This is a genomic window from Knoellia sp. B-D-2 (assembly GCF_057714695.1).
This window is the reverse complement of sequence record NZ_CM173189.1, coordinates 2,365,857-2,388,388: the sequence shown is the minus strand read 5'-3', so window position 1 is coordinate 2,388,388 and position 22,532 is coordinate 2,365,857. Positions and strand designations below refer to the sequence as shown.

The following is a 22,532-nucleotide window of genomic DNA, read 5'->3' as shown; positions in this document are numbered from 1 at the left end:
CTCATCCGAGGTGCTCCGCTTCGATGTGACGTAGCGCGCCAGCGGTGCCCAACACGATGAACAGTGTCCCCATGGTCATCGGGAAGGCAAAGGCATCGAACATGAAGAGGCACGAGAACCCGGCACACACAGACGCCACGAGGGCGAGCGCGAGGTCACGGGAGGCGACGTCGTGCAGGCGCGCGCGCAGCCGGAGCAGCGTCACCACCGCCGTCACCCCCACCGCCAGGAACGCCAGGGTGCCCACGACCCCCACCGTGACCAGGAGGAGGAGGTACTGGTTGTCGAAGATCCGGTACTTGGGCAGGAAGGTGCCCAGACCACGACCGAACCAAGGGTGGCGTTCGAAGAACTCGAATGCCAGCGCGAAGCTCCCCGTGCGCGATGCGATGCTCGGGTCATCCCCTGCACCGGTGAAGAGCCCGAGCACCGAGAGGAGGAAGTTCGGCCTCAGCACCATCGTGGCGAGCACGCCCACCCCACCCGCTGCGAGAAGTACCCACCGCTGAGCCGTGCTCCACCCAGCCATGCAGATGAGGAGTGCCACGAGTGAGCCCAAGTAGGCCGAGCGGGACGAGGTGAGCGGGATGATCGCGCCAATCGTCAGCGCGGGCAGCCATCGCAGCAGTGGAGGACGACGCGTGTGGAAGAACCCGACGTGCAGGGCGATGGGCAGCAGGATGGACAGCAGGACACCGAACTCGATGGGGTGGATCGAGGTGCCGGCGGGCCGCGGGAAGCCGCCGCGGGTCACGAGACCGTACGCCGGGGCGCTGTAGAGGCCAGGGATGGAGATCCGATCGACCCACACCTGGCGCGTCACCACCTGCACGAGCCCCAGAAAGGCAATCACGAACCCGCAGTAGACAAACCGCCAGATGAGCGTGTCCAGGCGGCTCCGGGTGACGATCCCGTCGTGGGTGAGCAGCAGGGTCCCGGACCACGAGGCCAGAGCGAGCAGCGCCACGGAAGCGGGGCTGATCTCGTCGGGGCTCATGGGGCGTGACATGGAAAAGACGTAGGTGAGCCCGGCACAGAAGAGAAAGACCCCGAGTGCCATCCGCACAGGCTGGGCAAGGCTCGAGGTCCGCCGAATCGCACCGAGGAACAAGAAGGACCAGAGGAACAAGCTGCCGAGCCCAAAGAGCATGGAGGGTGCACCGGCGCTGCCCAACGGACCCACGACGAGCCGTGACGGCACGAAGAGCAGGAGCATGAGGTAGCACGTTAGCCAACCCACCGCATCACTCGGCTGGAGCTTGAGTGCGGAGCGGTGCGACTGCTCCCTGACGGTCAAGCCCGGCGCCCCGCCGGCGAACGCTCGCTCGGCGTCGACACGGAAGCGCCGCTGAGAGCTTCCGTGCCTGCAGACACCTCAGCAGGCTCATCAGTCCTCGCCGAACCAGGCGGGGACGCTTCGCCAAGTCCGTGGGTGTCTGCCAGCCCACTCTCGTCCGTCACCGCCTCCGCATCGTGGCGCTTCCTCGAGCGGGTGGCACGCATGGTTCGGCGCGCGCCTCCACGGCCGCGTGCCAGCCGCAAGTTCACGTCAAGGTCCGGATCATCATCCTGGTCCGACGTCTCGAGGACACGCAGGCGACGACGCTGGATGAGGGCATCCACGGCATACCCTGCTGCTCCTGTGCCGACCGTGCCGACGACGAGGGCGGCAATGACCATTCGGATCGTACCGGCCCGGCTGACGTCCGCCTCCTTGTCGACCGTCAATGGCATGGAGCCGATGGCCGTGTCGGCAGGGGCCTCAACTTGGGCCTGGAGGCGGGCCAGCTCCTCTGGTATCCGGGCAACCAGATGGTTGAGCGTGTCCATCGTCGCTTGTGCGCTCGACGCCGTGACATCGACGGCGATGACCGGACCGCGGGTGGAGTCGTCGATTCCGATCGTGTATTCGGCAGACGGTGAGCGCTCCTCCACCTCGGCACGTGCCAAGGCGCCCGAGAAGGACGCCACGAGGATTCCCGCTGGCTGCTCCAGGCCACTCAGCTGCAGAAAGGGGTTACCGCCCTTGCCCACAGCGGCATCTGAGGGCAGCAGGAGCACGAGACCCCTGGCGTGGTACTCAGGCGGGCTCGTCGTGAACGCGACATAGGAGAGGGCACCGGTCACGAGGAGTCCGACGACCACGACGTACCATCGCCGACCCAGGGCCCGCAGCACCTCCAGAACCACTTGCTGCCTCCATATCGTCTCCACCCCGGCACCTGCATCGCTAGTCTAGGTCGCGGAGGGTGTGTGGCTGATGATTATCTGGGAGGTCACCAGAGTTCTGTTGCGCTACTGGGCGGTCGTCCTCGTCGGCGCCCTGTGCACGGCGAGTGCCGGTCTGGTGGTGATCAGCGATGATGGCGTCCACTTCACTCGTACCGACCTCGCGTTCCTGGCGCCGACCTCGACCCTCTATCCCAATGCCCTGCGGACGCAGTCGGAAGACATCATCGACACCGCCGGAGTGGTCGCCAAACGCGTCACCGGCCCCGGCAAGGTCACGAAGTTCGCCGCACCCGACGTCACCCTGCTCGGTCTCGGCGTTCGAGACGGCTGGTCCGTCCGCCTGCCGGATACCGGAGGGCAGTGGGCGTCGAACTACGCGACCCAGATGCTCGTGCTCGACGTCGTTGCCCCGACGAGGGAGGCAGTCGAAGCACGCCAGTCCGAAGTCATCCGTCAGGTACACAATGAGCTCCTGAATCTCCAGGAGCAGGCCGGGGTCGCGCCGATCAATCGCATCTCGATGTTCCCGGCTCCGGAGTCGACAGTGATCTACCAAGTGCTGGGCGACCGCCGCAAGGCGCTGGCCATGACGGCCTGCCTCGGAGTGGCGGTCACGGTCACGATCGTCTTGGCAGCGGAACGGCGACGACGCCGAGTCCTCACCGCCCGCAGAAGCTCGCTGTCCGCGGGGGCTGTCTCCGTTGCCTGACGACCACGCCCGGTCCAAGGTTGCGGTGCTCTCCATCGGTCCCGCCGACGCCGAACGCGTATCGGCCTTCCTCCAAGAACACCTGAACCCGCGAGTTCCAGCGCACCAGTGGGCGGGGCTGCTTCGACCCCCGTGGGGGGTGGTCGGTCCGAATCAGGGTTTCATGATCCTCGACGGCGACAATCGCATCGTCGGTGTGTACGTCGGGGTCTACTCGATCCGCGGTGACGGAGCGATCCGGGTGTGCAACCTCGCTGCGTTCTGCGTTCTCGAGGACTACCGCTCGCACTCCTTGAGCCTCCTGCGTGCTCTGCTCCGTCAGCAGGACTGGGTCTTCACCGACCTCTCGCCCAGCGGGGCCGTTCCGGCACTGAACGAACGTCTGGGCTTTCGACACTTCGATGCGTCCACGCGTCTCGTGCTCAATGTGCCCCGAGTCAGCCGTCGTGGTGAGGTCACCGCGAGTCCGGATGTTCTGCGAGCAGTTCTCAGCGGCGAGGACGCGACCGTGTTCCACGACCATCGCCACGCCCCCGCATCCCGACACCTCGTGGTGAGCGACGAGAGCGGCTACGGCTACCTGATGTACAGGCGCGACCGCCGCAAGCGGCTGCCGCTCTTTGCCTCTCCGCTGTACGCCGGGGGGGATCCTGGTGTCCTGCAACGGTTGTGGCCCGCAGTCTCGGCCCATTTGCTGACCCGGGGCATACCGGCGGTGCTCGCCGAACGGCGCGTCCTGGGATTCACGCCATCAGGGCCGGGAGCAGACCTCACTCGGCCTCGGCCCAGGATGTATCGCGGAGACCTGCCGCCGGAGGCCTCGAGCGATCACCTCTACAGCGAAATGACCCTGCTCGAGTGGTGAGAGGCAGTGCCTCCGACCACCCGAGCAGGGTCGAGCGGATCAGTTCGCGTCGAGCCGATCAGTTCGCGTCGAGCCGATCAGTTCGCGGCGAGCGGATCAGTTCGCGTCGAGCCGATCAGTTCGCGGCGGGAACAGTCGCTCCGTCGTTCCAGAGGTTGTTCGTCCACACGTTGCCCGGCGCTCGAGAATCGAAGGACGTGATGGGTCCCCAGATTCCGCACTTGCCATTCGGGCCGCGCATGAAGATGTTGTTCGTGAACTTGATGTTGTTCACACCTGCGGAGTAGGGCTTGCCGGTGGTCGATCCACCGTAGGCGCAGTAGCCCATCGAGCCGAAGGGTCCGCCGTCGATGAGGTTGTTGTCGATGGTGTTCTTCTGGACGATGGCGAAGTCGCCGTAGCCGGTCAGGGCTGCAGAACACCCAGCGTCGGGCGGCACGGGTGTTGAGTCGCACGTGATGTGGTTGTGTCGGATGATGCTGTTCGAGCCCATGCGGATCGCCGACTCGTGGTCGATGCCTCGCTTGTCGGTGTACTGACCATGGAGGTAGGAGTCGGCCACGGTGCAGTTCGCGGCACAGTTGATCGATCGGCTACCGCCAGTGACCTCAACCCGGGTCGCGACGAAGTTGACGTCGCCGATGCCTGTCCCGGCGCTCTGCGGCATCCGCACCTCGCTGTCGGTGAGGGTGAACGAGCCGTTGAAGTAGTCGGAATCGCTGTAGATCGTCCCGTTGATGACGGAATCCGTGATCGTCACGCCCTGGGCAAGGATGCGGAGGTCGCAGTTGATCGTCTTGGCGTCGATGACGAGGTTGTTGGTCTGGATCGAGCACGGTCCCGTGTAGGGCGTCAGACTCGTCCCTGCCGGCACACCGGTCGTGGCGGCGTTCGGGAAGCTCCGACCGAGCACCACGGTTCCCCCGGTGCTGGGCGTCGGGGGCGTGGGCGTCGTGGTGGGCGGGCTCGTCGGCGTCACCGTTGGACTCGGAGTGGTCGGGGTCGGGGTCGCCGTGGTCGGGGTCGGGGTCGCCGTGGTCGGGCTCGGGGTCGCCGTGGTCGGGGTCGGGGTCGCCGTGGTGGTCGGACGCGGAGTCCCCGTCGTTGGCGTCGCGATGGTCGGGCTCGGCGAGGCGCTCGGCGGCGTGGTCCCACCGTCCGCGCTGTAGACGACGTCGACGAGGTAGTTCGATCCCTTGTAGGTCTGTGTGGGGAAGGGAGCCCGCTCGTCATAGGAGTACACACCGGCCCCGCTCGGGAGGGCGAATCCGTTCTGACTGCGCGCTCTCGAGAGGTCGTTCTCGATCACGGGGTAGCCCCCGGCGGGGGCGTGATAGGACACGACGTAGCTGTCGCTCGCCTTGAGGGGGACGGGCGTCTCGAGTGGAATCGTCCTCCAGCCCTCGGTCCTGGACTCGCTGAACTGCACGCTGCTGAGCACGCGACCGCTCGAGGACCACAGGGTGGCCTCCGTGACACCGGATGCCTTGCTGCCTTGGTAGAACTGGATGGCCGAAACCTTCCCGGCCTCCTCCGGCCGGAACTTCACACCGAGCTCGACTGCCCTGCGATCGGGATCCGCGGACACCTCTGGCGACAGATCGTCGGAGAAGATTCCGTTGGTGCTACCCATTGCTGACGTCGCTGTCGCGACCGCGGCCAGACTCAGGGCTCCAATGGCAAGGTAGGCGAGGCCGCGTCGCCGGCGGCTGCTGACGGGCGTGGGGGCGTGGGGTGGGGAAGTCATGCTTTCCTTCGGGTGGTGAGGCGCTCGTCGACGGTGTGCGTCACCAAGTCACCTTGAGGGGGTCTTGGCTGGGCAGGGGCAGAAGGGGGAAACCAAGACGTATCGCACTGTGAGTTCGCCGACCATACCGACGTCGGCCCGCTGCAAGGCAATAGCCCATCCTGGTCGCACGGTCACTCACCGTCCTCCACCCACCTTCCCTTGGGGCAAAGGCCCTGCTCAGAGCGTCTGCCGTATCACCTGACTCGTTTGACTGCACTGGCGACCACATTTCGGACCTCGCGTCGTCCATATGTCGGGCCGGTGATCGCCATGACCGATTCCACGGTGTCGTCGGCCGTCACGCTGTAGCGGGCTTGCAGCCATGATCCCGCCCTGGCCGGGAATCTGTCGCTCGTGAAGACGGTCTCGTAGCCCGCCCGCCGGAGTCTGTTGAGCACCACCCGGTCGTATCGCCCCAGCGGGAGAGCTGCAGTAGTCACATTCGCCCCACACGCCTCTTCCAACACCTCTCTCGCCTCGACGAACTCTCGCCTCTCGTCCTGCGGATTCAGGAAGCGCCAAGAGATGTGCTTCCAACCGTGGTTGCCGATCGTCATGCCTGCCGCCCGCAGTTCCCGCAGGTCCGAAGCGCTCAGGCTGGCTGGCTCGCCGAGGCGGCCAGCCAGCGCGAAGAACGTCGCACTCAACCCTCGATCGCGAAGGGCCGGAAGTGCCACGGCGATGTCGGTCGTGTTGCCGTCGTCGAAGCTGAGTTCGATGTCCTGCTTCGCAGCCACGGCGTCGAGGATCCTGAGGAACACCTCCTCGGCCACCCAGTACTTCGCCTCACCCTGCTCGCGTTCGTCCTCGCACTGACCGATGCCGTGGAAGCACAAGTGCGTGATCACCGGGCGCTCCCTTGCTGGGAGGTGCGCGTGCTGGCGTCGCGTCCCCATCCCCGTGCGCCCTCGCGTCGACTCAGTGCTTCGGCACACAGCGTGATGAGGACGTAGGGCACGGCCGCAGGCACCAACCTCAGGTCGCGCACGACCACGTCACTCAGCCACGCCCATCTGTCGGACGGGCACACGTCCACGTCGACCTCGGACCTGGCCGCTGCCGCCTGAAGCTGCGCGTTCCCCCTTCGCACACGCACGAGCCGGCGCACGAGCTCTCGCACCCCGAAGGGCGCCTGCACGACGACCTCGACCTCGGTCACCAGGGCCTTCTCGGCGTCGGTGAAGAGCGAGTCGAGGAACAGGTCGTCGGCGATCATCTCGGGAAAGTCCGCAAACCGCGCCCTGCCCTGCTTCGACAGCGTGATGATGCCGCGGCCGAAGAGACCCCGGTCGAAGGCCGGCAGTCGCTCGTTGATGGCGAAGTACGCCCGCACTCCCCACGACCGCCCGTGCGTGTCGATGCGTCGGCGGGGCACGGCTGCAAGGACCGAGGGTGACTGCACGGCGTCGACGATCCGGGCGACGGCATCCTCGGGGAGAACGATGTCGGCGTCGAGATAGATGCGCGGGAAGGACGTCACCTCTGCGTCGCCCGCGTTGAGCGCACCGACTTTGCTGGGCTGCTGCCGTTCCACCACCCGAACCCCCCGGCCAGCAGCAACCTCAGCGGTGCGGTCCGTGCAGCCGTTGGCGCTGACGACGACTTCGAGAAGTCCGTCACTTCGTTGGCGCAGAAGCGCGTCAAGGCACTCGCCGATCACGGCCTCCTCGTTGTGGGCGGCAATGACGACGCTCACCATGATCGAGCCTCCCGCAGCCCCCGCATGTTCACGTGAGCGCGCCTATCGCCCTGAGGCTGCTGCGGCCTTGACGGCCTCGACGACTCGGGACTGTTCCTCATCCGTCATCTGGTGGAAGAGCGGAAGAATGAGGGTGTGGTCCGTGAGTCGCTCGGTCACCGGGAGCGCACCGTGATCCGTGCCGGCGTATGCCGGCTGGCGATGCGCCGCCATGATTCCGCGCCGAGCCGAGATGTCGGCCTGCGCCAGGTGCGCGAGGAGCTCGTCCCGGCTCAACGGAAAGGCCTCGCCGACCTCGACCCACAAGGACTGGAAGTTCGCTTCGCCGGCGACGGGGTCGTCGACGAGACGCAGTCCGGAGATCCCGACGAACGCCTCGCGATAGCGAGCCGCCAGCTCGCGGCGTCGCACGACGACCTCGTCGAGCCGGCCGAGCTGCACGATGCCCACAGCAGCCTGCAGGTCGGTCATCCGGAAGTTGAAGCCGACCTCGAGATACTGCTCGGCGGGCGGCAGCACGCTCTTGTGGCGCTCGGCGGCGGAGACGTTCATGGCGTGCTCCCGCAGGGTCCGGGCACGGATGGCCCAGTCCTCCCTCGTCGTCGTGAGCATGCCGCCCTCGCCCGTGGTGACGATCTTGCGCGGGTGGAACGACCATGCCGTGATCTCCGAACCCGCTCCCACAGGTCGGCCACGGTAGGTCGAACCGGCGGCACACGCCGCGTCCTCCACCACGGTGATGCCGAGTGGATCGCACAGCTCCCTGATAGCCCGGAGATCGACCGGTATGCCGCCCTGGTCGACGACGATGACAGCGCGGGTCCGTGAGGTCAGAGCCACCTTGAGCGTGTCGGCCGTGACGTTGCCCGTCTCGGCGTCAACGTCGGCGAACACCGGCGCGGCGCCCACGTACGTGACCGCATTCGCGGTCGCGATGAAGGAGAGCGACGGGACGACGACCTCATCTCCGGTCCCGACCCCGGCCACGACGAGGGCAAGGTGCAGGGCGGTCGTGCAACTGGACACGGCCACGGCATACGGCGCTTGCATCCTGGTGGCGAAGGCCGACTCGAAAGCTGCGACGCGTGGGCCCTGGGCGACCCAGCCCGACTCGATGACCTCCGTGACCGCCGCAACTTCCTGCGCACCCAGCCAGGGCTGCATCACGTTGACGCGGGTCATGACGACACTGCCGGCAGAGCCCGGCCGGCGGCCACCGACTCGCGCAACGGGCGCCACCACTCGACGAGCTCGCGCAGCCCGTCCTCGAGCCCGGTGGTCGGCTCCCAGCCGAGGTCTGCCCGGGCGGCCGAGATGTCTGCGAGGCGGCGGCTCACTCCGTTGACCGCGCGCTCCGGACCGTGCTCGACGTGCAGGTCGGAGCCCATGGCGCGCAGCAGAGCCTCGGCCAGACCAGTCAAAGAGGTCTCCTCGCTGCTGGCGATGTTGTAGACGCCTTCGCGGACGTCGGAGCTCATGGCCAAGATGTTGGCCCTCGCGATGTCGACCGTGTAGACGAAGTCCATCGTCTGCTGCCCGTCACCGAAGATGAGCGGCGGCTGCCCGTCGGAGATCCGCTCCATCCACCGCACCAGCACCTCGGTGTAGAGACCGTGGACGTCCATGCGCGGTCCGTAGACGTTGAAGTAGCGCAGGGCGACGTAGTCGAGGCCCGACATGGCCCGGAAGCTGCGTGCCATGCCCTCGTTGAACGACTTGGCCGCGCCATAGAAGGTGTCGTTGTTGTGGTGATGGTGCCGCTCGGTGGTGGGAAACTCCTCGGCGAGTCCGTAGACCGACGCCGAGGACGCCAGGACCAGCTTGTCGACCTTGTGCTCCGCCGCAGCCTCCAGGACGGTGAAGGTGCCGTCGACGAGGACCTCGAGTGCGAGCCGGGGTTCCTCGGCGCACTGGGTGATCCGAATGGCCGCCTGGTGGAACACGAGATCGCTCCCTGACGTGAGGTCGTGAACGAGGTCACGGTCCTTGAGGTCCCCCACGACGAGATCCACGAGCCCAGAGGCCGACGCCGCCTCGAGATTGTCGCGACGTCCGCGAACAAGGTTGTCCAGCACCGTTACTCGCGACGCCCCTGCCTCGACGAGCTGGTCGACGATCGTTGACCCGATCGTCCCCGCCCCACCGGTGACCAGAACGCGCGCTCCCCGGATCGCGCTCATACCAGCGCCCCCTGCGGCCGCGTCGACTCGCCGACGCGCACCATGCGGCCGTCCGCCTTCAGGCTGGCCGATGCCGCCTCGAGGACGTCGAGAACGCGAAGTCCGGCACCCCCGTCGGTGAGGGGTGCGCGACGCTCGGTGATCGCCGCCGCGAACTCGGCGACCATGGCACCCAGGGCTTCGCGCTCCGGCAGCGACGGAGCACGCATGTCACCGAGCCGGTAGGAGATGCCAGCCGCCGTGCGGTCAGCAAGGCTGTCGGTCCGCGACGACAGGTCGAGGTCCACACCGCGGTCATAGACACTGAGCCGTTGCTGGGGGTTGAGGTCGTCCCAGACCACCGTCCGCCGGCTCCCACCGATGACCATCTGCCGGATCTTGGTCGGGCTCAACCAGTTGACGTGGACGTGGGCCATGGCGCCGTTGGCCAGCGGCATCGTGAGGTAGCCGACGCAGGCACGACCCGCTCCGATGGGGTCGGCGCCGTGGGCAGCGACGCTCTCGGGGGCCAGCCCTCCCGGGAGGATGACGTCGAGGATGGACAGGTCGTGAGGTGCGAGGTCCCACAGGACGTCGACGTCGGGCTGCACCAGACCGAGGTTGATGCGCACGGAGTCGATGAACAGGATGTCGCCGAGCTCGCCCGACTGCACCATCTTGCGAAGCGCCTGGACCACCGGGGTGTAGCAGTAGGTGTGGTCGCACATGAGCACCACACCATGACGCCGTGCCTGTTCCACCATCTCGGCCGCATCGTCGCGCGTCGCCGCAAGAGGCTTCTCCACCAGCACGTGCTTGCCGGCTGCGACCGCTGCCATCGCGATCGGGTGGTGGGTGTTGGCGGGAGTCGCGATCGCGACCGCGTCGATGTCGTCCCTCGTGAGCAGGCGCTCGAGCGAGGTCTCGACGTCTACGCCGGACGCGTCACCCACGACGCGCGCTGCCCGCTCCGCGTCGAGGTCGCACACCGCAGCGAGCGACCAGTCCGCCGAGCTGCGGAAGTTGCGGACGAGGTTCGGGCCCCAGTACCCGGCTCCGACTACAGCGATTCTCAACGTCATTTCGCCCCTCCGATGACCGACCGAGTGCCCTCGCGAACCAGGCGCCGCGGACGTCCCCGGTGCTGCTGAGTGGCCCTGTCAGAGTACATGGAACGCAAGGGTCACACTCTTGGTTTGGGCAGTTGCCAGACGTGCTCCGGAGCTCGTCGAGATCACTCGGTACTGGAGGTACCTGGCCGAGCGGGTGATGGATCCGGTGCTCGCCGAAACCGTGCTCCAGGCCGTCCATCCGGTGCCCGGCGTCGGGGAGCTGCCCGACCTCACCTGGATGGTGACGCCGGTCCCAGAGGGTGCGGTGACGTCTCGGGTCAGCGTGTCCCAACCGACGCTCGCGCCGGCATCCACGACGGCTGAGACATAGGTGGACGACGCGGCATACGGACCGATGCGAACCCAGTCGGCCACGAGCGGCGAGGCATCCTGTGTCGGATTCACGAGCGCAGCCCTGAGCGAGACCGAGGGCACGAATCCGCTGCTCGCCACCTGCACGCCATCGACGAAGAACACGGCAGTGTTGTTGACCCAGTCGACGCGGTATTCGCGACTGGCCCCGGCATAGGTGCCTGGGATGGCAACCGTGATGTTGTTGGGCCCTGCGTCATTGACGATGGCACTCAGTGCGCCACTGGCGCTCATGGCAAAGACTGCTCGCACTCCCGACGCCGCGCCATTGTTTCGGGCCCAGCCGAGGAGCTGCCCCGGAGCGAGCTTCGCCCACGTGGCGATGCTGGTCCCGGACGCACGGGTGGCGGTCGCGAGCTGCGCCCCGGAGATCGTGGCGCTCCCGTCGCTGACGATCGAGGACCCACCTGTCACGAGCGAGGTCGACGTGAGCCTGGCGGGCACGCTCGACCCATCAAACTCGTAGCCCGCGGACGGGGTGGAGAGGACCTCACCACCGGCACTGTCTGCCACGTATCCCCCGGTGCCAGTGGCGAACTCGGCCACGGTCGAGGCCGACACCGGCGTGGTCGTGGGGGCGTACTGGGCCGCTGCGGCGCTCGCTATGGGCGAGGTCGTCGAGTTACCGGAGGGATCTGCCGAGGTCACTCGGTAGTGGTAGCGCGTGTTGCGCACCAGTCCGCTGAGAGTCACCGAGTGGCTCGTGCCGCTCGATCCGGTGGCCGTGGACGTCAGCGACGTGGCGGACGTGCCGTAGGAGACGGAGGTGGTGGCGGATTCGTCCGTCGTCCACGTGACCGTCGCCGTGGTGCCAGAGCCCGTGGCCGACACCGACGTGATCGTCGGGGGGGTCGCATCAGCGATGGTGAAGGACAGTGGGCTCGCCGACGCCGTCGGCGAGGTGGACGCATTCCCAGCGGCATCGGCAGACGTCACCCGGAAGAAGTAGGTGACTCCGCCGCTCAGACCAGAGAGGGTCGCGGAGTGACTCGTCCCGGTCACACCCGTGACCGTCGAGGTCAGCGACGTCGCTGACGTGCCGTAGGCGACAGAAGTCGTCGCCGACTCGTTGGTGGTCCAGGTGACCGTTCGAGACGTCCCGGACCCGGCCACCGCCACGTTCGTGATCGTCGGGGGGGTCGCATCATCGATGGTGAAGGACAGTGGGCTCGCCGACGCCGTCGGCGAGGTGGACGCATTCCCAGCGGCATCGGCAGACGTCACCCGGAAGAAGTAGGTGACTCCGCCGCTCAGACCAGAGAGGGTCGCGGAGTGACTCGTCCCGGTCACACCCGTGACCGTCGAGGTCAGCGACGTCGCTGACGTGCCGTAGGCGACAGAAGTCGTCGCCGACTCGTTGGTGGTCCAGGTGACCGTTCGAGACGTCCCGGACCCGGCCACCGCCACGTTCGTGATCGTCGGGGGGGTCGCATCATCGATGGTGAAGGACAGTGGGCTCGCCGACGCCGTCGGCGAGGTGGACGCATTCCCAGCGGCATCGGCAGACGTCACCCGGAAGAAGTAGGTGACTCCGCCGCTCAGACCAGAGAGGGTCGCGGAGTGACTCGTCCCGGTCACACCCGTGACCGTCGAGGTCAGCGACGTCGCTGACGTGCCGTAGGCGACAGAAGTCGTCGCCGACTCGTTGGTGGTCCAGGTGACCGTTCGAGACGTCCCGGACCCGGCCACCGCCACGTTCGTGATCGTCGGGGGGGTCGCATCATCGATGGTGAAGGACAGTGGGCTCGCCGACGCCGTCGGCGAGGTGGACGCATTCCCAGCGGCATCGGCAGACGTCACCCGGAAGAAGTAGGTGACTCCGCCGCTCAGACCAGAGAGGGTCGCGGAGTGACTCGTCCCGGTCACACCCGTGACCGTCGAGGTCAGCGACGTCGCTGACGTGCCGTAGGCGACAGAAGTCGTCGCCGACTCGTTGGTGGTCCAGGTGACCGTTCGAGACGTCCCGGACCCGGCCACCGCCACGTTCGTGATCGTCGGGGGGGTCGCATCATCGATGGTGAAGGACAGTGGGCTCGCCGACGCCGTCGGCGAGGTGGACGCATTCCCAGCGGCATCGGCAGACGTCACCCGGAAGAAGTAGGTGACTCCGCCGCTCAGACCAGAGAGGGTCGCGGAGTGACTCGTCCCGGTCACACCCGTGACCGTCGAGGTCAGCGACGTCGCTGACGTGCCGTAGGCGACAGAAGTCGTCGCCGACTCGTTGGTGGTCCAGGTGACCGTTCGAGACGTCCCGGACCCGGCCACCGCCACGTTCGTGATCGTCGGGGGGGTCGCATCATCGATGGTGAAGGACAGTGGGCTCGCCGACGCCGTCGGCGAGGTGGACGCATTCCCAGCGGCATCGGCAGACGTCACCCGGAAGAAGTAGGTGACTCCGCCGCTCAGACCAGAGAGGGTCGCGGAGTGACTCGTCCCGGTCACACCCGTGACCGTCGAGGTCAGCGACGTCGCTGACGTGCCGTAGGCGACAGAAGTCGTCGCCGACTCGTTGGTGGTCCAGGTGACCGTTCGAGACGTCCCGGACCCGGCCACCGCCACGTTCGTGATCGTCGGGGGGGTCGCATCATCGATGGTGAAGGACAGTGGGCTCGCCGACGCCGTCGGCGAGGTGGACGCATTCCCAGCGGCATCGGCAGACGTCACCCGGAAGAAGTAGGTGACTCCGCCGCTCAGACCAGAGAGGGTCGCGGAGTGACTCGTCCCGGTCACACCCGTGACCGTCGAGGTCAGCGACGTCGCTGACGTGCCGTAGGCGACAGAAGTCGTCGCCGACTCGTTGGTGGTCCAGGTGACCGTTCGAGACGTCCCGGACCCGGCCACCGCCACGTTCGTGATCGTCGGGGGGGTCGTGTCGGCCGGCGGAACGGTCACGGTGGTCACGAACACGGGGTCGACGAGATAGCTCGCACCCGAGCTGTTGCCGGGGAAGCCGCCGCCGTAGAGGAAGCGGCCCGCGTTGGACGTCGTGTGCAGGGGTGGCGCGTCGATGGGGCTCGAGAGTCCGGATGCGGTCGACGAGTAGCGCCCGTTGGGCGCCAGGTAGGAGACGACGTACGCCGTGCCGGCCGTCACCGGGACCGGGGTGTCGAAGGCTGCCGTCTGCCATCCGGTGGTGGACTCGCTCGACACGGGCGCCGTCGCGAGCCGGGTCCCCGTCGATGTCCACAGCGACACCACGTGCGTTCCTTGATTTTCGGGACTCTTGTAGAAGCGAACGGCCGTGATGCTCCCGTCCGTGTCCGTGCTGAACGCCGTGCCCAGCTCGATCGGGGCCGTGTCGGGGTCGCTGAGTGTCAGCGGACCCGTGGCGTCGCTCCACAGGCCACAGGGGCATACCCCGGGCGTCGGGTCGGGCAGCGCGGTCGTGAACGTCCAGGTGGTCGGGCTGGTCATCACGTTCCCGGCCACGTCGGCGGCGGTCAACGAGACGACATGTGCCACGCCGCGAGCGAGCGCTGACGCCGGAGTGAAGGTGACCTTGCGCGTGACGGGGTCGTAGCTCGTCGTGCCACTGACGACGGCCCCGCCGACGGTCTTCACCGTCATGGCGAGCGTGGCCTCGTCAACCGCCTCGTTGAACGTCGCCGAGGGCGAGGAACCGGCCGACTGGCTCGTGGCGCCGGGCGTGGGCGTCATCGAACCGACGGTGGGTGGCGTCCGGTCCGCCGGTGTGCCCGGCATGAAGATCGGGTCCACCCAGTAGTTCGTCGCGCCAAAGGAGTTGACCGGGAAGCTGGACGCAGTGCCGTACCGATACCTGCCGTTCGAGCCGGTCGCGGCGAGGGAACCGTTGGAGTAGCTGCCCGCGAAGAACTGGCTGGTCACCGAGTAGTGACCGTTGGGCGCGAAATAGGACGCCACGTAGCTGTTGCCCGCAACGATCCCCACGGGTGAGGTGAAGGTGAGGTTCTGCCACCCGCTCGCCGACTCACCGGTGAAGGTTCCGGTGGCCAGGAGCTCACCACTCGCCGACCAGAGGTTGCCGATGTGCGTCCCCGTGTTGAGAACGCTCTTGTAGAAGCGGACGCCGGTGACCTGACCGGTGACGTTCGAGGAGAACGACACTCCCAGCTCCACCGCTCCGCCGTCGCCGCCATCGACAGTGGTGGGCACCTCGTGACTCGCGAAGAGCGTGCAGGGGCATGCCGCTCCGGCCGTGGTGAACTGCCACGAGTAGGGCGACATGAGGTTGCCCGAGAGCGCCGTCGCACCGCTCACCGTCGCGGTGTAGGTCCTGCCCGCCTGGAGCGTGGACCCTGGGACGAAGACGATGGTGCGGGTGGACACGGCGTAGGTCGCCGTCCCGTCCACCGCGACGCCGGACTCGTCAACGAGCGCCAGGCGGGGGGTGCCCGGCTGGACCTGTCCGTTCAGTGTCGCGGACACGGAGGTCCCGCGGTTGACGTTGGTCGACGTGTCGACCGGGGCTGTGGAGGCCACTGTCGGAGCGGCGTCGCTGGCCATGAACACGAGGTCGACCCAGTAGTTCGCGCTGGAGGGCGACAGGGGTGCCCCACTTCCGTAGGTGTACACCCCTCCACCGGCGACCGTGTGCAGCGGGCCCGAGTCCACCGCGGAACCGAGGCCACCGTTGGTCACGGAATAGGCTCCGTTGGGCGCGGCATACGAGACGATGTAGGTCGTTCCGGCCGTGAGGTCGATCGGTGTCGTGAAGTAGGCCGTCTGCCACCCGCTCGTGGTCTCGCCGGAGAAGCTCACGGTCCCGAGCAGGCCACCGGCAGAGGTCCAGATCGAGCCCGTGTGGGCGCCGACGTTGAGCGGCCCCTTGTAGAACCTCACACCCGTGGCCGCACCGTCCACGTCCGAGGTGAACTTCACTCCGACCTGGACGCTGCCGGAGTCCGGGCTGCTGGCGACCTCAGGTGTTGCGGAGTCGGGCCAGATCGTGCACGGACAGATCCCGGGCAGGGGGTCGTTGAGGGACGTGGTGAAGGACCACGAGTAGGGGGCCGGCATCGGAGTGCCGGCACCGCTGAGGGCATTGACCGTTGCGGTGTAGGTCGCTCCCTTGGTCAGCGCCGCCGAAGGGGTGAAGCGCACGGTCCGCGACGGCACATCGAAGGCCGAGGTGCCCGCGACGGCGACACCGGCCGCGTCCTTGAGCGCGAAGGTGACGCTGGCGGGATTGACCGTCCCGACGAAGGTGGCGCTCGGCTTGACCGTGCTGGCCACGCTCGAGGCCCCCGAGATCGGGGAGGTGGTCGCAACCGTGGGAGGCGTCGTGTCATCGCGGGCGAACAGGACGTCGACCCAGTAGTTGCTGTCCTTGTAGGACTCGCTCGGGAACTGGTGCCCGCCGGCGTAGACGCCGTTCGTGACGTTCGAGCCGCGTCCTGGGGCCGTGAGCGGGGCAGCCCGGTGGTCTGCGCCGACGAAGAAGTTCATGTCTGCCGGATAGCGGCCCACGGGGGCGAAGTAGGAGGCGACGTAGGTCGTGTTCGCGGCCACGGGCACAGGTGTGGCGAAGGACATCGTCTGCCAGCCCGACGCCGACTCCCCGGTGAAGGTGCCCGCGGCCAAGGCAGCGCCGCTTGCGGACCACAGGGTGCCGACGTGCGTTCCCCCGTTGCCCGTGCCCTTGAAGAACCGGATTCCGGAGACGAAGCCGTCGACATCAGCCTTGAACTTCACACCGAGCTCGACAGGGGACGTGTCAGAAGTCGTCTGAACGGATGGCACCGTCGAACCGAAGAGCGAGCACGGGCAGACGATCGTGACGGCGACGGACGTCGGGGTGCTCACGTTGGCGCTGTCGTCGCTGGCGCGCACCCGGATCGACGAGGTACCGACCCCACTGAGGTTGCCGGTGTAGGACCAGGCGGTCGTGCCGGTGGCCCGATGGTAGGTCGCGCCCGCGTCGAGGGAGACCTCCAGGTTGGTCACGACACCCCCGCCCACGTCGGCGGCGGTCCCGCTGACGGTCACCTGCGTGCCGTTGGCCAGAGTCACGCCTGCGCTCGGGCTCGTCACGGTGACAGCGGGTGCCTGCGAGTCGGATGACTGCGCGGGCATGACGAGACCGGCGAGCAGAGTGGTGGGCTGAACGCCCATGTCGGCCAGCAGGTTGAGCGTCGCCTGTTGCATGCGGGGGTCGGCGGGGTTGGAGTTGTCACCGTCGTGGTACTGGTCCAGGCCCCAGCCCCAGTTGATCGTGCCGGCACCGAAGACGAGGGCGCCGCTCGCAGCCCGGTAGAGGGTGAGGCTGTGCGTGGTCGTCCCCGGTCCGACCTGCGTCCCGGCGGGGTTCTGGACGAGCTGGTCGGTGGGACCCGTCGTCTCGGACAACCGCATCAACCCGGCCGGGCGGTGGCCGTTGTCGATGTCCTCGTCGGACTCGTAACCGATGCTGTGCGGTGCGAGCTGCGCCGACCCCCCGGCGGGAAGGGTCGCGAGGCTCGTGTTGCGCCACAACCTCGCCTTGCCCTGAGCGGCCGACACCGTGATCCTCAGATCCGTGTCGTTCGACATGTATGCCGTACCAGTCAGCGCATTCTCGGGTCTGGAGCCGTGAGGGCTGACGTATGCCGGGTCGCGCCAGGTGGACGTCGATTCGGCACCCGGAGTGATCTGCGAGGACTCCCAGCTGTCCTTGTAGCAGACCAAGGTTCGGTTGGCGGTGTTCGTCCCGTCGATGCTCGGGGCCAAGGAGGAGTGCCAGTACACCTCGTTGCCCGACAGGAAGGCGAGATGGACTCCGGCGTCACGGGCAGCCTCGACCTTGGTCCGTTCCGACTGCGACCAGTACTCGTCGTGCCCGACCGAGAGGAAGGCCTTGTGATTGGTGAGTACCGTCTCCCCCGTGCTCACGTCGATGTCGGTGGTGTAGGACACATCCACACCGTTGGCTTCGAGGAACCGGAGGGTGGGGTACTCGTTGCTGAAGACGAAGTCCCGTCCAAGGCTGGCGCCACGGGTGGCGAACGGGCGGTTGTAGCTGAGCTTGAAGGCCCGCGCCTGGGTCCCCGTCAGCGACGACGGGGCGGTGTAGAAACTTGCCCCGCCGTAGGTGTTGTAGGCCTGCCACGTGGCGTCCGACGTCTTGAAGACGACGTCCGAGCGACGGTCGTCGTCCCGGACCACGAAGGTGATGTGGCTGAAGTCGTTGCCCATCGACAGCTTGGCGACGTAGACACCCGAGACTGCAGTGGCTGGGACGGCCCACTGTGTCGAGACCGCCCACGTACCGCAGTCGTAGTTGTGCGTCGAGGGATCGGATGCGCACGCGGGCTGGTTGGCCGGGTTCGACACCGTCCAGCGTGGTGTCTGTCGACGGGCCCCCTGCCCGCCGTAGTAGCCGAGCCGGTAGACGTCGACGGTGTAGTTGCCGGAGGCCTTGACCTTGAACTGCACGGTCTCGCCGGGGTTCACGCTCATCGTCGTCGCAAAACCCTGGACGGTCGAGTCACCGGCGCCCTCGATGTCCCACTCCGACGGGGCATTCCCCGGCTTGCTGTTCTCGCACGCCACCTGGTTGCCCCCGGAACCGCAGGGATCCCCAGCGGCCTGGGCGGACGGCATACCGAAGGACGACAGGACCACGGCCACGCACACGAGAATCCTGAGGCATCGTGTTCGCGCGCTCATCGGGTGAAGCCTCGAATGCCATGACGAGGTCTGTTGTCGCCGGGCAACCTCCACGACTGCCACCTCATCTCTCTGGTTCCACCTCTGCCCACCGCCGGTGCCCCGCGGACACCCCATGAAGGTTCCTGAACCCTAGGACGCGGACGGTGTCCGGACGGGGGGTTCGGGCGAAGGTCGACCACATGGTCGTCACGACCGGCCCAAAGGGTGATGTCCACCTGACATGGAATGACCAGACGAGGCGTCAGGGCCGAAGAAGCTGCAATGCGGGCACGTGGTCAACGCTCGCTGTCTACTCTGGTTGGACCACTCAGCGGCCCATCGCCAGCGGACGAGGAGGCCCAGGTGTATCTCGCGGAACGACCGCGCGACGACGAGGCTCGCGCCTCGAACTCAGCCGCGTCCGGGGACCCCCGTCCCCGACAGGTCTCGGGGACGGTGTGGGCCCTGGGCGTGGTCAGCCTGCTCACCGACATCTCGTCGGAGTCCGTGGCGGCCATCCTTCCCGTCTACCTGACGGCAGTGGTCGGACTGAGCCCGTTGGCCTACGGATTCATCGACGGGCTCTACCAGGGCGTGAGCGCGTCGGTTCGCATCCTCGGGGGCTACCTCGCCGATCGCGCTGACCGTCCCAAGTGGGTCGCTGCCGTGGGCTACGGCCTGTCGGCAGCCACGAAGGTCATCCTCATCGTGTCCAGTGGGCTGGGCTCGCTCACCGTCGCCATCACCCTGGACCGTCTGGGCAAGGGCCTGCGCACGGGACCTCGGGATTCACTGATCGCCGCTTCGACGGCGCCCCCACACCTGGGTCGTGCCTTCGGCGTGCACCGTGCCCTCGACACCGTGGGCGCCGCGATCGGCCCCCTCCTCGCCTTCGCCATCCTGTGGGTGGTGCCGGGTGACTTCGCCGCGGTCTTCGTCACATCGTTCGCCGCCGCCCTGCTCGGGCTGGCCGTGCTGGCCATGTTCGTGCCCAACCTCAAGCCGCGTGCCACCACCCGCGCAGCGTCCAACCACGCCAGCCCCGGCCACACCGTGCCTGCGGTGCGACCGTCGCTGTCCCTGATGCGGCGTCACGGCATGGGCCGTCTGGTCCTGACCGCCGCCCTGCTTTCGATGCTGGCCATCAGCGATGGATTTCTGTACCTCGCGTTGCTCACCCGTGACGATCTCGCCTCGACCTACTTCCCGCTGCTGTTCGTCGGCACCAACATCGCGTACTTCCTTCTCGCGATCCCGTGCGGACGGTTGGCCGACCGGATCGGTCGGCAACGCGTCTTCGTCGGCGGGCACCTGCTTCTCGTCGCGGCGTATCTCTGCGTTGCCGGCCCGGTGCGCGGCGCAGCCATCACCATTCTCTGTCTCGTGTGCCTGGGCGCCTACTACGCGGCGACCGACGGGGTGCTCGCCGCGCTGACCGCCAGCATCGTCCCGGTGCAGATTCGCGCTGTCGGCATCGCCACCACCCAAACGGTCGTCGCCGTGGCCCGGTTTGCGTCCTCGTTGGTCTTCGGTGCCCTCTGGACCGCTGCCGGACGCACCGAGGCGGTGCTGGTCTTCGCGGCCCTGCTCCTGGTTGCCATCCCCGTGGCGGGCAGGCTCATCTCCAGCCTCTCCGCTGCGCCCGCACCCGGTTCCGGCACGATGCAGAATGGCCGGTCGTGAGCACGCGCCTTCGCTTCCTGATCATCACCCTCGTCGCCATCGTGGTCGTGGGAGGAGCCGCTGCGTTCATCGCTCGCTCCCGCACCGACCAGCAACGCATCACGGCCACTGCCCCGGGACAGAGCACAGTGGCGCAGGCTTCTGTCGAGGCAGGGCCACGGATCGTCTTTCGCAACACGGCGCTGGGGCCAGCGTTCGGTGAGGTCGCCATGGTGCCGCTGGACCAGCCGGGGAAGGCGCGCGCCCTCACCGGGCGACAGTGTGATCGGGTCTTCGCGACGGCCGGCCGGACGCTGTGCCTCGCGTCCGACCGTGGCATCGTCACGACGTACTCCGCGAGGGTCTATGCCGACGGGACCACGGCTCCGCAGCGGCTTCAGCTCACCGGCAGCCCGAGCCGGGCCCGCCTCTCGTCCGATGGTCGGTTGGCGTCGACAACCAGCTTCGTGGCGGGGGACTCATATGCCACGGCATCGTTCTCCACCCGCACGATCGTGACCCGCTTGGCCAACCAGGTGAGCTTCGACCTGGAGGAGTTCACTCTCGTCGATGGGGGCAAACGGATCGCGCCGGTCGATCGCAACTACTGGGGCGTCACCTTCGCCGGCGACGACGACCAGTTCTACGTCACGGTGGCGTATGGCGGGCAGACTCACCTCGCGCGTGGTCGACTCTCCACTCGCCGGATCGAGACGGTCCGAACCGACGCCGAGTGCCCCTCCCTGTCTCCCGATGGGACGCGGGTCGCCTACAAGAAGCGGGGCAACCGCGAACGCGGCGACTGGCGTCTCGTCGTCCTCGACATCAAGACGGGCCAGGAGACGCAGCTCGCCGAACGACGCAGCGTCGACGACCAGGTCGAGTGGCTCGACGACGCACGCATCCTCTACGGATTGCCGGGCGAGGGCTCCCGTGCCGCAGAGTCGAACGTCTGGGTGGTCCAGGCCAACGGGTCGGGTCGGCCGTCCATTCTCATCCCCAAGGCGTGGTCGCCCGCCGTCATCCGGTGAGGACTGACGTCGCCTGCCGCGCGAGGTCCATGGGCATCGTCACAGCCATCCGAGTGGATGAATGAGCTGCATCCCACAGGTCACCCACTGAAAGGGCACCGCCCTCGCGAGCGATCGCGATGCCACGCTGTCCGAGATGGTTGCAGATCAGGAGCTGGTGGTCGTCGATGTGTTCCCCGTACGCCGCCCGTCGGGGCACCATCACCGGAACACGGCCCGACTCCAAGACCATGAGGGCAGACCCGATGCCACCGTGTGTCACGACGAGGTCTGACTCCCGAATGGCGCTTCGCAACTCGTCGGCGGGCACCTGGTTGCGCCCGGTGACCGGCACTCCCGTGAGGTCCGTGGCGCCGGTCTGCCACAGCACCTCGGCGTCCGGTGCGCACACCTCCGGCAGGAGGATGGCGAGCCGCTCGACCAGGCGCCGAAATCCGTAGCGCGGCATCGTGCCCAAGGTCACGACCACACGATTCGCTGACGATCCCGGCGCCAACGGCGCCATGGTGGGACCGCCCAGCTCGAAGGCGTCGAACACTGATCCGACGTAGGACCAACCACCGCCCTCCCACGACTTGTACTGGGTGAAGAGACGAGTACCGGGGACATGACTGACCAACCGTCCCGCAAGGCTCGGCCCATCGGCACGCGCTGCGCTCTCGATGTAGTAGCGCGGGACGTTGCAGGCGGCCGCCGCAAGAAAGAAGGGAACGGCGATCCCTGCGCCGGTCGAGACCACAGCTCCGTATCCGCCTCGACGCATGATGCGCAAGGCCGACGGCACGCACTTGGCGGCGGCCGCCAGGTCGCGAGGCCGGATGTAGCCGACGTGATGCACCGTCTCGTCGCGAAGAAGGGCCCGCGACTGGGGACCATCGAAGGTCGCCCACTCTGTGGCACCGAGCGAGTCCCCGAGCCGATCTCGTAGTCGCAGCAACTGTTCGAGGTGTCCACCGGTCGAAGCGACGAGCAACGTCGGACGGTTGCCGGAGCTCAGCGGCTGGCGGGGAACCTGCGGCACGATCGACGAACCGTTTGGCTCAATGGAACGACTGGACATCTTACGGGTTCCCTTCTGTCGACGGCGGCGAACTCGGATCCAACGAACGACCGGGGACTGCGTCGTGAGCCCCCCGTGGGCGGTTGACGCAGCACCGTGCGATCCCCACGGTGTGCGCCTCGTTGCTCATGATCCGACGCAAGGCACCAGCCGCTTTCTGCTCGCGTCCCGCTTGCGGGGACGGGGCCTGCTGTGGTGTTGGCCGGAGATCGACCCCACACTCCAGACGCTAGG

General features: G+C 67.5%; 14 protein-coding genes. 4 read left to right on the top strand and 10 right to left on the bottom strand.

All coding sequences use genetic code 11. The features are described from left to right. Nucleotide 1: 1 nt before the first annotated feature. Nucleotides 2-1,216, bottom strand: coding sequence for an O-antigen ligase family protein (locus AC3EU2_RS11360; RefSeq protein ID WP_488176406.1), 1,215 nt, complete (start codon nucleotides 1,214-1,216; stop codon nucleotides 2-4). A gap of 77 nt (nucleotides 1,217-1,293) precedes the next feature. Further along, complete coding sequence (locus AC3EU2_RS11355) at nucleotides 1,294-2,190, bottom strand: hypothetical protein (RefSeq protein ID WP_488176405.1); 897 nt, start codon at nucleotides 2,188-2,190, stop codon at nucleotides 1,294-1,296. A 70-nt stretch (nucleotides 2,191-2,260) separates the two neighbouring features. Here AC3EU2_RS11355 and AC3EU2_RS11350 point away from each other — a divergent pair, with 70 nt between their 5' ends. Further along, complete coding sequence (locus tag AC3EU2_RS11350; RefSeq protein WP_488176404.1) at nucleotides 2,261-2,941, top strand: hypothetical protein; 681 nt, start codon at nucleotides 2,261-2,263, stop codon at nucleotides 2,939-2,941. Between the two features lie 163 nt (nucleotides 2,942-3,104). After that, nucleotides 3,105-3,806, top strand: coding sequence for a hypothetical protein (locus AC3EU2_RS11345; RefSeq protein WP_488176403.1), 702 nt, complete (start codon nucleotides 3,105-3,107; stop codon nucleotides 3,804-3,806). Nucleotides 3,807-3,921: 115 nt separating this feature from the next. Here AC3EU2_RS11345 and AC3EU2_RS11340 read toward each other — a convergent pair whose 3' ends face one another. The 7 genes from AC3EU2_RS11340 to AC3EU2_RS11310 form a co-directional block, all read right to left on the bottom strand. Beyond that, complete coding sequence (locus AC3EU2_RS11340; protein ID WP_488176402.1) at nucleotides 3,922-5,439, bottom strand: DUF4082 domain-containing protein; 1,518 nt, start codon at nucleotides 5,437-5,439, stop codon at nucleotides 3,922-3,924. Nucleotides 5,440-5,789: 350 nt separating this feature from the next. Next, nucleotides 5,790-6,443 (bottom strand): polysaccharide deacetylase family protein, encoded by a 654-nt coding sequence (locus tag AC3EU2_RS11335; protein ID WP_488176401.1) that lies wholly within the window; start codon nucleotides 6,441-6,443, stop codon nucleotides 5,790-5,792. Next, complete coding sequence (locus AC3EU2_RS11330; protein ID WP_488176400.1) at nucleotides 6,440-7,294, bottom strand: glycosyltransferase family 2 protein; 855 nt, start codon at nucleotides 7,292-7,294, stop codon at nucleotides 6,440-6,442. Before AC3EU2_RS11330 ends, AC3EU2_RS11335 begins: the two co-directional genes overlap by 4 nt. Before the next feature lie 42 nt (nucleotides 7,295-7,336). Next, nucleotides 7,337-8,476 (bottom strand): DegT/DnrJ/EryC1/StrS family aminotransferase, encoded by a 1,140-nt coding sequence (locus tag AC3EU2_RS11325; protein ID WP_488176399.1) that lies wholly within the window; start codon nucleotides 8,474-8,476, stop codon nucleotides 7,337-7,339. Then, the gene (locus AC3EU2_RS11320) at nucleotides 8,473-9,474 is read right to left on the bottom strand and encodes an NAD-dependent epimerase/dehydratase family protein (protein ID WP_488176398.1); all 1,002 of its coding nucleotides are present in this window, start codon (nucleotides 9,472-9,474) and stop codon (nucleotides 8,473-8,475) included. The genes AC3EU2_RS11325 and AC3EU2_RS11320 overlap by 4 nt, the downstream gene beginning before the upstream one ends. Next, nucleotides 9,471-10,535 (bottom strand): Gfo/Idh/MocA family protein, encoded by a 1,065-nt coding sequence (locus tag AC3EU2_RS11315; RefSeq protein WP_488176397.1) that lies wholly within the window; start codon nucleotides 10,533-10,535, stop codon nucleotides 9,471-9,473. The genes AC3EU2_RS11320 and AC3EU2_RS11315 overlap by 4 nt, the downstream gene beginning before the upstream one ends. Before the next feature lie 78 nt (nucleotides 10,536-10,613). Next, nucleotides 10,614-18,524: a DUF4082 domain-containing protein gene (locus tag AC3EU2_RS11310; RefSeq protein WP_488176396.1), complete on the bottom strand. Its 7,911-nt coding sequence runs from the start codon at nucleotides 18,522-18,524 to the stop codon at nucleotides 10,614-10,616. Between the two features lie 492 nt (nucleotides 18,525-19,016). Here AC3EU2_RS11310 and AC3EU2_RS11305 point away from each other — a divergent pair, with 492 nt between their 5' ends. Together AC3EU2_RS11305 and AC3EU2_RS11300 are read left to right on the top strand one after the other, a co-directional pair. Next, nucleotides 19,017-20,228 carry an MFS transporter gene (locus tag AC3EU2_RS11305; RefSeq protein WP_488176395.1) on the top strand — a complete coding sequence of 404 codons (1,212 nt, stop codon included), beginning with the start codon at nucleotides 19,017-19,019 and terminating at the stop codon, nucleotides 20,226-20,228. Next, a complete protein-coding gene (locus AC3EU2_RS11300) occupies nucleotides 20,225-21,238 on the top strand; it encodes a TolB-like translocation protein (RefSeq protein WP_488176394.1) in 1,014 nt (337 codons plus the stop codon). Before AC3EU2_RS11305 ends, AC3EU2_RS11300 begins: the two co-directional genes overlap by 4 nt. On the opposite strand, the gene AC3EU2_RS11295 is transcribed toward AC3EU2_RS11300, so the two are convergent. After that, nucleotides 21,228-22,298, bottom strand: coding sequence for a glycosyltransferase (locus AC3EU2_RS11295; protein WP_488176393.1), 1,071 nt, complete (start codon nucleotides 22,296-22,298; stop codon nucleotides 21,228-21,230). The two genes, AC3EU2_RS11300 and AC3EU2_RS11295, sit on opposite strands and share 11 nt — an antisense overlap. Nucleotides 22,299-22,532 lie beyond the last annotated feature (234 nt).

Excerpts from the sequence above, each read along its gene's own strand:
- AC3EU2_RS11360 (WP_488176406.1), bottom strand. The coding sequence starts at position 1,216 with ATGCTCCTGCTCTTCGTGCCGTCACGGCTCGTCGTGGGTCCGTTGGGC.
- AC3EU2_RS11345 (WP_488176403.1), top strand. The coding sequence starts at position 3,105 with ATGATCCTCGACGGCGACAATCGCATCGTCGGTGTGTACGTCGGGGTC.
- AC3EU2_RS11295 (WP_488176393.1), bottom strand. The coding sequence starts at position 22,298 with ATGTCCAGTCGTTCCATTGAGCCAAACGGTTCGTCGATCGTGCCGCAG.
- AC3EU2_RS11320 (WP_488176398.1), bottom strand. The coding sequence starts at position 9,474 with ATGAGCGCGATCCGGGGAGCGCGCGTTCTGGTCACCGGTGGGGCGGGG.
- AC3EU2_RS11350 (WP_488176404.1), top strand. The coding sequence starts at position 2,261 with ATGATTATCTGGGAGGTCACCAGAGTTCTGTTGCGCTACTGGGCGGTC.
- AC3EU2_RS11340 (WP_488176402.1), bottom strand. The coding sequence starts at position 5,439 with ATGGGTAGCACCAACGGAATCTTCTCCGACGATCTGTCGCCAGAGGTG.
- AC3EU2_RS11315 (WP_488176397.1), bottom strand. The coding sequence starts at position 10,535 with ATGACGTTGAGAATCGCTGTAGTCGGAGCCGGGTACTGGGGCCCGAAC.
- AC3EU2_RS11325 (WP_488176399.1), bottom strand. The coding sequence starts at position 8,476 with ATGACCCGCGTCAACGTGATGCAGCCCTGGCTGGGTGCGCAGGAAGTT.
- AC3EU2_RS11330 (WP_488176400.1), bottom strand. The coding sequence starts at position 7,294 with ATGGTGAGCGTCGTCATTGCCGCCCACAACGAGGAGGCCGTGATCGGC.